This is a genomic window from Polaromonas sp. (assembly GCF_041689105.1).
Lineage (GTDB): Bacteria > Pseudomonadota > Gammaproteobacteria > Burkholderiales > Burkholderiaceae_C > Polaromonas.
Map to the genome: position 1 here is coordinate 1 of NZ_JBDNGU010000016.1, position 9998 is coordinate 9998.

At 61.8% G+C, this 9998-nt stretch carries 13 protein-coding genes; 3 read left to right on the forward strand and 10 right to left on the reverse strand.

Features of this window, described 5'->3' with window-relative positions; translation table 11 throughout:
- From ACESMT_RS01435 to ACESMT_RS01455, 5 genes are all read right to left on the reverse strand, one after another.
- On the reverse strand, positions 1-1013 hold a 1013-nt coding region (locus tag ACESMT_RS01435), incomplete at its 3' end, for an NERD domain-containing protein (RefSeq protein WP_372824531.1).
- Positions 1014-1079: 66 nt separating this feature from the next.
- Complete coding sequence (locus ACESMT_RS01440; protein ID WP_372824533.1) at positions 1080-1649, reverse strand: DUF799 domain-containing protein; 570 nt, start codon at positions 1647-1649, stop codon at positions 1080-1082.
- A gap of 68 nt (positions 1650-1717) precedes the next feature.
- Positions 1718-2080, reverse strand: coding sequence for a DUF4810 domain-containing protein (locus tag ACESMT_RS01445; protein ID WP_372824535.1), 363 nt, complete (start codon positions 2078-2080; stop codon positions 1718-1720).
- Positions 2081-2089: 9 nt separating this feature from the next.
- Positions 2090-2422 (reverse strand): hypothetical protein, encoded by a 333-nt coding sequence (locus ACESMT_RS01450; protein WP_372824537.1) that lies wholly within the window; start codon positions 2420-2422, stop codon positions 2090-2092.
- The gene (locus tag ACESMT_RS01455; RefSeq protein ID WP_372824539.1) at positions 2422-3360 is read right to left on the reverse strand and encodes a CsgG/HfaB family protein; all 939 of its coding nucleotides are present in this window, start codon (positions 3358-3360) and stop codon (positions 2422-2424) included. The genes ACESMT_RS01450 and ACESMT_RS01455 overlap by 1 nt, the downstream gene beginning before the upstream one ends.
- 599 nt (positions 3361-3959) lie before the next feature.
- Between ACESMT_RS01455 and ACESMT_RS01460 the strand changes: the two genes are divergently transcribed.
- The 3 genes from ACESMT_RS01460 (at position 3960) to ACESMT_RS01470 (ending at position 6134) form a co-directional block, all read left to right on the forward strand.
- Entirely contained in the window at positions 3960-4580 is a 621-nt protein-coding gene (locus ACESMT_RS01460) for a flavin reductase family protein (RefSeq protein ID WP_372824541.1), read from the forward strand.
- A 68-nt stretch (positions 4581-4648) separates the two neighbouring features.
- On the forward strand, positions 4649-5407 hold the full coding sequence (locus ACESMT_RS01465) for a class II aldolase/adducin family protein (RefSeq protein WP_372824543.1): 759 nt from the start codon (positions 4649-4651) through the stop codon (positions 5405-5407).
- 388 nt (positions 5408-5795) lie between these two features.
- Positions 5796-6134: a four-helix bundle copper-binding protein gene (locus ACESMT_RS01470; RefSeq protein WP_372824545.1), complete on the forward strand. Its 339-nt coding sequence runs from the start codon at positions 5796-5798 to the stop codon at positions 6132-6134.
- A 72-nt stretch (positions 6135-6206) separates the two neighbouring features.
- On the opposite strand, the gene ACESMT_RS01475 is transcribed toward ACESMT_RS01470, so the two are convergent.
- From ACESMT_RS01475 to ACESMT_RS01495, 5 genes are all read right to left on the reverse strand, one after another.
- Positions 6207-6794 (reverse strand): PAS domain S-box protein, encoded by a 588-nt coding sequence (locus ACESMT_RS01475; RefSeq protein WP_372824547.1) that lies wholly within the window; start codon positions 6792-6794, stop codon positions 6207-6209.
- 200 nt (positions 6795-6994) lie between these two features.
- Complete coding sequence (locus ACESMT_RS01480) at positions 6995-7807, reverse strand: transglutaminase domain-containing protein (RefSeq protein ID WP_372824549.1); 813 nt, start codon at positions 7805-7807, stop codon at positions 6995-6997.
- A 24-nt stretch (positions 7808-7831) separates the two neighbouring features.
- Complete coding sequence (locus ACESMT_RS01485; RefSeq protein WP_372824551.1) at positions 7832-8083, reverse strand: GlsB/YeaQ/YmgE family stress response membrane protein; 252 nt, start codon at positions 8081-8083, stop codon at positions 7832-7834.
- Between the two features lie 229 nt (positions 8084-8312).
- Positions 8313-9593 carry an MFS transporter gene (locus ACESMT_RS01490; protein ID WP_372824553.1) on the reverse strand — a complete coding sequence of 427 codons (1281 nt, stop codon included), beginning with the start codon at positions 9591-9593 and terminating at the stop codon, positions 8313-8315.
- A 98-nt stretch (positions 9594-9691) separates the two neighbouring features.
- The coding region (locus ACESMT_RS01495) for a response regulator (protein ID WP_372824555.1) at positions 9692-9998 on the reverse strand (307 nt) is incomplete at its 5' end.

Below are 9998 nucleotides of genomic sequence, written 5' to 3' on the forward strand. Positions count from 1 at the left end.
CCGCCGGGTATCTGGTTGCGCTCCACCGCGCGGATGACGCTGTCCACCAGCCCATCATAAAAGCCGTTACCTTGCGACGGCAGCGCCTGCCCGTAGGCCGTGAGCTGGCGGTGGCACCAACTGTGAAAGTGCCGCACATGCACACGGTCGCTCAGGCCTTTGGCCTGCATCACGCTGGCCAGCTTCACGCCCAGCGGCTCGTTAAAGCAGAGGATGAGGATGGGTTTACTGGTGGGTGTACAGGCCTTGGCAAGGTATTCAGCGCGGTAACCCAAAATCATGGTTTTGCCGGAGCCCGCCACGCCGTGAATCACGCGGTGACCGTCGCCCAGGCTGCGCGCCAGTTGCTCTTGCTGTATGTCCATCACCCGCATGATGTCGGGCAGCTCGGCCTGCTCGTTGCTGTCGTCAAACAAATCGCCTGACATTTGTACCCGCACTTGGGGGAACATGATCCAGCGTACGCGGTCCAGCTGGGGCAGCGACATGACGCCGCTCATCATGTAAGGGAACATGCCCCACAGGCGGCTTTGCAAGTCTTCAGCGTCCACCTTCTCCAGCATCTCGTCACTGCAAATCACCTGATGCGGCTCAATCACCTGATCGAGTTGCCCCTCGGTAAATTGTTTGCGCGTCATGTTGGAGAAAACGACCCCATAGCTCCACGGAAAGCACAAGCCTCCTTGGTACTTGCCTCCGGCATGCACCAGCTGCGGGTCGCGCTTGAGTGCGTCCGCAACGGTGTGTGCATACTGCCGGGCCTGTTCGGCGGGGTTGGGCAGGGTTTTGAGCTGGCCGTCCACAAAGACCTGCCAGCTTTGTTTGTCGGCGCACTGAATGTTCTTGGGGCTCCAGTCCTTGACCTCCAGAATCCAAATGCCGCGCCGTGGGTGCATCACCACGAAGTCCGGGTGCAAATGACGGGGGCCTATCGGGACGTCGTACCAGAGCAGGTAGTCGTCGTCGAGCTTTTGCTCCAGCCGCTCGGCAAACCGGCGTTCGCCACTGGTCATGCGCGATAAGCAAGTTCCAAGCGAGGGAATCAGCGTGGCCACGAATAGTCCGTTGACAACAACCAACTACTTTGTCGGGACTGGCAAACGGTAAGGCCCATCCGGCAGGGGGTTGACGCCCATGACAAACACCTGCTGGTTCGCCTGCTGGGTGAGCGGCATGTAGTTTGGCGCGGCGCGTGTCAACGCGGCGTTGATGGCAGCTCCTATGAGCATCGCCAGGGGTGAGCCGCCGCTGTTGTTGTTCTGGGGCGAATACTGCATGCGCTTGCTCTCGTTCCAGATCTCCGTGCCGTCCTTGTAAACCAGGCGGTAGTCGAACTCCACCGTGACGGTGGTGGCAATAAACGCGTACTGCGCATCCCAGCGGTTGATGGAAACATAGAGAACTGCGTCGGCGCCAAAAAGTTTGGCGATCACATCCGTGGGTTGCTGGTGAATGCGCTCGCCTTCGTAGAAACCTTCCTGCTCCAGCACATACTTGGTCGTGTTGACGGGAAAGACGTAGTAGCCTTTTTCCGCGACCGGCACCGGAAGAGCCGCCAATACGTAGTTGGGCGCGTCCACGTCCAGGGACTTGTTGATGGTGGGGACAACCAGGATGGACCGAGGCGCTGCTGCAGTGAATGCGCTCATGTCCTTCTTTGTCGGCTGGGTCACGCAACCCGAGAGAAACAGGGCAGTCGCGAGGCAAAAGAGGACTCTCATTTTTGGGCTTCCTTCTTTGCCTGTTGGCGGCGCTCGATGTTCTGAATCATGGTTGTCATCAGGCCCTTGCTCTCGGGCCAGGCAGCGCGCTCGCGTGCATAGAGGTTGGTGGCTTTTTCGGCAGCGCCGCCTTGCAGGTAGAGTGTTCCCAATTCGGCGTAAAGACCAGGAGCAACCTTTAGCTTCGCCGCTTCCATGGCCGCTATGTGGGTTTCCAGTTTGAGCTGCAGCTCCGCCATTTTTGTGGGGTCCTTGTAGGCTGCATAAAGCGCCTGGTCGTAACCGCCCCATTGATACAACCCGGGTGCAGCGCACCCCACCAAGGTCAGCACCAATGGCACCATGAGTAGAAATCGCATTACGTCCCCTTACTTCGCAACAAAGCTGCGGCTCACGCCGTCGCCGACATAAAACTTTTCATGCAAGATGACCTGTCCGCCCAGGTCCACCGTGATCAGGTGCGTGCCAGGCAGGATGCGGAGTGCCGATGTGCCTTCAATATAGTTGCCCACCACGCCCATATCCAGTCCGTCGATGGTGACGCGTGCGTTGCGAACTCGTTCGTCCGGTGCCTGAAACGAAATCTGTGGTCGCATGTCCGAGATGCCCTGCTTCTCGGTAGGCATCTGGGTGCAGCCAGCGAGACCCAAAAAGCCTGCAACGCAGAGGCTGGCGATCAGCGCCATGATGGTTCTTTTCATTATTTGCTCCCCTCGAAACGGATGATTAATTGCTCGGGGCGGTAGTTGCCCAGTGAGCCTGACGACAGGGATGCGACGGAACCTTCGGTAAGCTCGCTGTCGCCGAACAGGGCGTCAACGCGCACCTGCCCAATGAGTTGTCCCGGCAAAGTGACGATGGCGCCAGTCTGTGGCGACCTGATCTGCTCGCCTTGGGTGAGAACCGAAAACTGCATGCCCGGCTTCACGCCCTGGCTCTTGCCGCCACCCAGGAAAACGCGGCCTCCCTCGGCTTTCAGAATATAGGTCTGCCAGGGTCTCGCATTCATTTGCACCGACAGGCGGCTGACCGCCTCCGCGACGGCTTGCCGCACGGCCGCGTCGTTCAGCGTTCCGTCATAGCCAGCCTGCGAACCAAAACCAAAAGTGGATGCCGTTTCATTCGAAGCCTCGCCCGCACCCGAGGTTGCAAAGAACACGTGCCCGGTATTGACGTCCACGGCGCGCACATCGACTTTGGCGAAAGCAACCTGCCGCTTGCTGTTGGACACAAACCCGGAGGCGCCTACCGTTTTTCGGCCGAATTCCGTGAGTGACCCGATGATCAGCGCGTCAACCCCGACAAGGTTGAGTTTGGTGTCCGTGAGCCGGCCTTCAGCCTGGATGCGTCCGATGTCCGGGCGCTCAAAAACAAGGTAGGCGCCTGATTCAGTCAGCGCCTTGCTCATCAGATCCGCCACCTGCTTGCCCAGCGGGTCACCACTTTGCTCGCGCAGAAGTGATTGGCCGTAGTTGGTTTCATTGGTGATGCGACCGAGCGCAATCTTCCTTTTGAGCGTCGGCGCCGCCGGTGCTTGAGAAAGTACGGCTTGCTGCGCCGCCCTTTGCGTGGCGATTCCTTGGGGTGCCTCCACCTGCGCCACAGGCGGCGTTTGTACGGCGCATCCGGGTAGCCCCACGATCAAGACCATTAAAGTTGGCACGCCCCAACGGCGAAGTTTTATTGCTGCAATCTTTGCAATCATCCGATTCCCCCTCCTTTTGGTGGTAGATCAATGCTGCCGGTCAAGCCGCCAACAATCTGCGACACTTATTTTCGCCGTTATTGGCCGTAAGGGCTACAGGGCTGTCCCCTGATGAGGTGACGAACCAACGTTTGCGGGGCGCGATCCTGGGGTAAATAAATCACAAGAAACGCGCGGAGAGTCGCGATAACAACTGTGCGTCACCTCGACGCAGCAGCGCGCCACGATAATCAGTGAAGCTTCTGTAATCCGGTGGCGTAAGACCCGTAAATAAAAAGTTACCTGTCGCCAGCACCAGTTGCTGTGAATGCGCGGCGACTCTTTCCTGTGATGCTGGTTGCTCAGTGGTTCCAGCCGCCAATGGCGCAATGGAGTAAGTAGCCGACCGCAAAAGCAACACACATCACCAACAGCGTCGCGCAGACGACTCAGCCTGAGCGTGAGGGTGGAGCATATCCGGGGCGGAGGGGGCATGGTGCCGATGCTATTGTTAGTCGCGCCCATTTCTTTACTTCATCTCAGCGGAGCCCGCCTTGTCAGACACCATTCACTTCTACGAACCCCGCCACGGCCACGGCTTGCCGCATGACCCGTTCAACGCCATCGTCGGGCCGCGGCCAATCGGCTGGATCTCGTCGCACAACGCGGCCGGTGCGCTGAACCTGGCGCCCTACAGCTTTTTCAACGCTTTCAACTACATACCTCCCATCGTGGGGTTTGCCAGCATTGGCTACAAGGACACGGTGCGCAACATCGAAGCCACTGGCGAGTTTGTGTGGAACCTCACCACGCGGGCGCTGGCCGAGCAGATGAACCAGAGCTGCGCCGCGGTGCCGCCCGAGGTCAATGAGTTTGAACTCACGGGCCTGACACCCGCACCCTCGCGCGTGGTGGCGGTGCCGCGTGTGTTGCAGAGCCCGGTGTCGTTTGAGTGCCGGCGCACGCAGGTGCTGCAGTTGCAGGGTGTGGACGGCAGCCAGGTGGACACCTGGCTGGTGCTGGGCGAGGTGGTGGCGGTGCACATTGCCAAGGCGCTGCTGAAAGACGGCGTGTACGACACGGCCAACGCTGGCCATGTGTTGCGCGGTGGCGGGCCGGCCGACTACTTCACCATCGGGCCAGAGCAGCTGTTTCGCATGGTCCGGCCAGGGTAACTGGGCGACAGCGCTTTCGGCCAGCCTGGCTTAAAGTAGCTACACCACTCATTTTTGAAGATCACCCCATGAACATCGCCTCATTGAAAGAAGTTGTGAGCGCCGAAGAATGGCAGTTGCGCGTAGACCTGGCCGCTTGTTACCGCCTGGTGGCGCTGTACGGCTGGAGCGACCTGGTGTTCACGCACATCAGCGCGCGGGTGCCGGGGCCAGAGCACCACTTTTTGATCAATCCCTATGGCCTGATGTTTGACGAGATCACGGCCTCGTCGCTGGTCAAGGTCGACCAGCACTGCAACAAGGTGATTGACTCGCCCTACCCGGTCAACCCGGCTGGCTTTGTGATTCACAGCGCGGTACACGAAGCGCGGCACGACATGCAATGCGTGCTGCACACGCACACCCGCGCGGGCGTGGCCGTCAGTGCGCAAAAGTGCGGCATCCTGCCGATCTCGCAGCAGTCGGCCTTTGTGCTGGCTTCGCTCGGTTACCACGGCTACGAAGGTGTGGCCTTCCGTGACGACGAGAAACCGCGCCTGCAGAAAGACCTGGGGCAAGCCCGCCACCTGGTGCTGCGCAACCACGGCCTGCTGACGGTGGGCGAGACGATTGCCGACGCCTTCATGAACATGTACCGCTTTGAAAGCACCTGCCAGATTCAGCTCAGTGCGCAGGCTGGCGGCGCGCTGATTCATTTTGAAGAAGAGATCTACACCGGCGACGACCGCGCGGCGGTGTATGTGCGCGGCGGCGGCATGGGCGGCCCCTTTGTCTGGCCAGCGCTGCTGCGCAAGCTGGACCGCATCGACACCAGCTACCAGAGCTGAGCGCGCTGCGGCGCTGCCGCGCTGCCGTTTGACGCGCCAGCGCCAGGGTTGAAGCGTCCAATCGGCCTCCAGCCCTTGTCTGCTGTGCGCAAGCAGCTATCAAAAACAGAGCACTTGAGAACGTGGGGCAACGCTCTGCCTTCGCCTGAAAGAAGGTCGCCAGCGCTGGTGGTTCATGCGATAGGGGTGCCGGATGACGGCACGATTGAAATGGACATGGACACCGAATTACACACTGGCGGCGGCGGGGTTATCACGTCCTACACGACAGGGAAGCGATCACTGACAATCCAGGTACCTTGCGCGTCTTAGTTTGGACGAAACCCCGGTTTTCTTGCAACTGAAGCTGAAAACCTTTTTGTTCCGCTCCCAAACCTGAAAGACCACCATGCGCACCAGCACCGAATACGAAGACTGCATCGAAGCCTGCAACCTCTGCGCTGTAGCCTGCAACACCTGCGCGGCTTCCTGCCTGCGCGAGGCTGATGTCAATGCCATGGCGCGCTGCATCGCGCTGGACATGGACTGCGCCGCCTTGTGCAGCACCGCTGCCGCCTTGATGGCGCGGGGCAGTGAACACGCCGAAGCCCTGTGCGCGCTGTGTGCCGAGGCGTGCGACGCCTGCGGCGAAGAATGCGCCAAGCACGACATGGACCATTGCCAGGCCTGCGCGCGGGCCTGCAAGCGTTGCGCCGAGGCCTGCCACGAGATGGCGGCGATGGCCTGACCCTTGGCCTGATACATGGCGTGCTCCCTGGCGGGCACGTCCGGGATGGCGGGACAAGTAAGAAAAAAGGAATCAGCCAGCCTTGCCGTCGCCAGCGGCAGCTTCAGCCGGCAGCTTGAGCACACGCTGAATGGTGCGCAGCAGGTCGGCGTTGGACGTCGACGCCTTGATCAGCACCTGTTCGGCAGATTTGCGCCCGGTGATGTCCTGCAGCTGCGAGATAAAGTGCAGCGGCTGCCCACCGGCATCCCGCACCAGCGAGCAGGTCAGGTGTCCCCAGACGATGTGCCCCGACTTGTGAAGGTAACGCTTTTCGCGCTGGTAGGTGTCAATCTCGCTGGCCAGCGCGCGTTTGCGCTGTACCAGGGCTTCGGCCACGTCGTCGGGGTGGGTCACGTCGCGCGCACCCGGCGCCAGCAGCTCTTCCCGCGAATAACCGAACAGCGTGCAAAACGCGCGGTTGACCCGGAGCCGCCGCGCGTCCAGGTCCAGCACGGCCATGCTGATGGCTGCGTTTTCAAAGGCGCTGATGAAGTGCTGCCCGCCCGCCGGGTCGCCCGGGGCCTGGCTGGCTGGCTGCTTCACTTGCTGCTGCAGGCTTTCAGTCAGACGTGTGAGTTCAAGCACGCGTTCCCGTAGATCCCGTTCTGTTGGCTGCATGCTGGTTCCGCGGTCTCCTGCAATCCTGTTGTCCACTTGAGGGCTTTTGGCCTCTGCCGCAGCCGGGATGCATCTACCTCACGGCTCTTGCCGTGGCGTATGTTGGATTTCTGCGGCTTTTTAACCAAATGAATCCCGGCTTGCGTCGGGGTTATCCCTGGACGTTGCGGCAAGCGTCCCGGCGGCATGCGCCAGGAATGTTAAGCGGGGCGGGTCGTGACCACCTCGTCCACGGACTGGACGTTCACGTGCATGTCAGAGATTTCCAGCGGCTGGGGACCGTAGTCAGAGATAAACGCCACGTCGGCAGCGTCGCGGCCATAGGCCAGCACAATACGACCGCCGCGCGGCTCCTTCTGCGTGGCATCGAAGGTGTACCAGCGCCCGCCCACAAAGGCCTCGAACCAGGCGTGCAGGTCCATCGGGTCCAGCCCGTGCAGGTAGCCGACCACCATGCGCGCGGGCATCTGCAGACTACGGCACAGGGCAATGCCGACATGCGCAAAGTCGCGGCACACGCCGGCACCGTGGCCCAGCGTGTCCATCGCGTCGGTGGTGGCTTCGCTTACGCCGTATTTGTAGTGCAGATTCTCATGAATCCATGCGCGGATTCTTTCGGCCTGCGCATAGCCGCGTGGGGTCTCGCCAGCGATCTCGCGGGCTTTCTCCAGCATCTTGTCGGAGGGGCAGTAGCGGCTCTGCAGCAGGTACAGCAGCACGTCGTCGGGCAGCTCGGCCACCGGCGTGTGGGGCGCGTCGGGCCGCACGGCGATCTGGTCTTCGACCTCCATCACCACTTCCACCGCAATCTTCATGTCGCCGGCCGGCAGCACCAGGCGCTGGCACAGGTTGCCGTAGCTGTCCACGTATTCGGTGGTCGGCACCCAGGGCTGCAGATCGTACCGGTCGCTGACGATCCACTGCGCCTGCCCGCTGCGCGGCCTGAGCATGGCGACGATGGGGCAGTCCGCAACCGTGTTGACAGTCAGGGTGCAGGTAGCCTGCAGTTTCATGGTGCTGCGCCCGCTACGCCTGGCCTAGCCGCGTTTGCCGGTGACGGCGCGATAGATGAACAGCAGGATGATCGCACCCAGCACGGCAGCTATAAAACCGGCCGACTCACCCACCTGGTAAAAGCCCATGAAGCGGCCCAGGTAGGTGGCAATCACCGAGCCGACAATGCCGATGATCACGGTGATGATGAAGCCCGCCGGGTCGCGCCCGGGCATCAGGAACTTGGCAACAATGCCGACGATAAAGCCGATCAGAATGGTCCAGAGAATGCCCATGGGGGTCTTTCAGAAGAAGTGGATGACGTTGAAAAATCGCGCCAGGAAATCCAGGCCCGAAGACACCAGAGCATCCACCCTGCGCAGCGCAAGACCTATCGGAGAAGCGATGTGCGCTGTGTAGGACCACGCGGACAGAGGGCGCGCAGATCGCCCGTCGGTCAGCTTGACCGTCGAAGTCTGAAGACAAATCGGCCCTCAGCCCTTGCTGGTCGAGCGTTGACAGCTATCAAAACTGTAGCGACTGAGGTTGTGGTGGCGACGGCAGCCAGATAAACGCCAGCGCACCCAGCGCCAGCAGGGCGGCGATCACCGCCAGCACGGCGGTGAAAGGCTCCATGCCGTGGGCCGAGGCCAGGGAGGCCACCACGCCGGTGAACCACTGCATGGTGGCCACACCCAGAAACATCGCCATGGTGAAGACCGACAGCGCGCGCCCGGTCATGGCCGCCGGGTAAGCGGCGCGGACGTCGGCGTACTGAAGAATCATGAAACCCGAGAGCAGGCCGATCACGATGGGGGCCAGCACGTCAACAAGCGCGTTGTGGCTGAAGGCATAGACCGCAAACAGGCCAGCCACCAGCAAGGTGAAGCGGACAATCCAGCGGCGTCGCGTGCCGGGGCCGGGGTCGAAGCGGCCGAACAGCGGCGGGCCGGCCAGCGAGACCAGCGACATCACCAGCGCGACGTTGCCGCTTTGCACCAGCGAAAAGCCGTGGCGCTCAATCAGCATGGGCCCCAGCCACAGGCCGCGCAGCGAAACGAAGGACGCGTAACCCACGCTGGCCAGCAGCAAGATGCCCCAGGTGTGCGGCACGGTGAACAGCGCGCCAAAACCAGCCAGGGCCTGACCGACAGACTCTTTCTTGCGGGTCGCGTCGACGGGGTGGGCGGGCTCGTGCACCAGCGCCCAGATCAACCCCCAGGCCAGAACGCCCCAGGCGGCCACGACCCAAAATCCCATGCGCCAGGAGCTGGCCTCAATCAGCCAGGCCAGCGGCGTGCCGGTCAGCAGCAGGCCAATGCCGCCCAGGCTCATGGCCAGGCCGGAGATGGCGGCAAAGCGCCGGGCCGGCATGTGCCGCGCGATAAACACCGTGCACGCCAGAAAGGCCGGCGCGCAGCCCACGCCTATCAGCACCTGGCCAGCCACCAGCATGGGGAAGCTGGTGGACAACGCCGACAGCACCGCGCCCACCACGGCGACCGGAAAGGCGATGAGCACGGTGCGCCGCACGCCGTGCAGATCAATGCCTATGCCCATGAACAGTTGCATGGCGCCAAAAGCAAAGTGAAAAGCCCCGGCAAACAGGCCAAGGGCCTGCGCGTCAAGCGCAAAGTCGGCCTGCAGCGAGGTGGCCATGATGGCGGTGACGGTGCGACAGGCCTGGCTCATTGCAAACGCGGTGACCAGCGCCAGCAGCATGACCCAGGCCGAGCGGCTGGACAGACTGACGTCCGCGGCAGGATCGGGCGCCGGCTGGGCCGGTTGCGGGAAAGCGGAATTCATGACGCTGAGCGTACACGATGGTCACGCGAAGACGAGGCAACGTCCGCTGCGACCGGCCTGTGCTTGCCCCGGTCAGCGAGGCAGGTCAGTCAAGCCGGTCAGTGAGGGCGGGGAAAGCCGTGAATCAGATGGCCGGACGATCCGGGCTGGCCCGGATATGCGGCCTCTTCGCCCAGGCTGAACGCATGAGCCTCGCAGTAGGCCACCAGCTTTTCAATGTCACCGGACTTGTCGAAAACCTCGTCTGCGCCCAGCTGCAGGCATTTTTTGGCAATGTTGCCGTGGTAGTAACTGGTGAGGACGACCACTTTCTGGTTTTGCCGGCGTGTTTGGCACTCCCTGAGCACGCCGAAGCCCGAGCCGTCAGCCAGAAACAGATCCACAATCGCCAGCTGCCAGTCGTCC

Coding starts and splice junctions, on each gene's coding strand:
- ACESMT_RS01440 (WP_372824533.1), bottom strand. CDS start 1,649: ATGAGCGCATTCACTGCAGCAGCGCCTCGGTCCATCCTGGTTGTCCCC.
- ACESMT_RS01445 (WP_372824535.1), bottom strand. CDS start 2,080: ATGCGATTTCTACTCATGGTGCCATTGGTGCTGACCTTGGTGGGGTGC.
- ACESMT_RS01450 (WP_372824537.1), bottom strand. CDS start 2,422: ATGAAAAGAACCATCATGGCGCTGATCGCCAGCCTCTGCGTTGCAGGC.
- ACESMT_RS01465 (WP_372824543.1), top strand. CDS start 4,649: ATGAACATCGCCTCATTGAAAGAAGTTGTGAGCGCCGAAGAATGGCAG.
- ACESMT_RS01470 (WP_372824545.1), top strand. CDS start 5,796: ATGCGCACCAGCACCGAATACGAAGACTGCATCGAAGCCTGCAACCTC.
- ACESMT_RS01475 (WP_372824547.1), bottom strand. CDS start 6,794: ATGCAGCCAACAGAACGGGATCTACGGGAACGCGTGCTTGAACTCACA.
- ACESMT_RS01480 (WP_372824549.1), bottom strand. CDS start 7,807: ATGAAACTGCAGGCTACCTGCACCCTGACTGTCAACACGGTTGCGGAC.
- ACESMT_RS01485 (WP_372824551.1), bottom strand. CDS start 8,083: ATGGGCATTCTCTGGACCATTCTGATCGGCTTTATCGTCGGCATTGTT.
- ACESMT_RS01490 (WP_372824553.1), bottom strand. CDS start 9,593: ATGAATTCCGCTTTCCCGCAACCGGCCCAGCCGGCGCCCGATCCTGCC.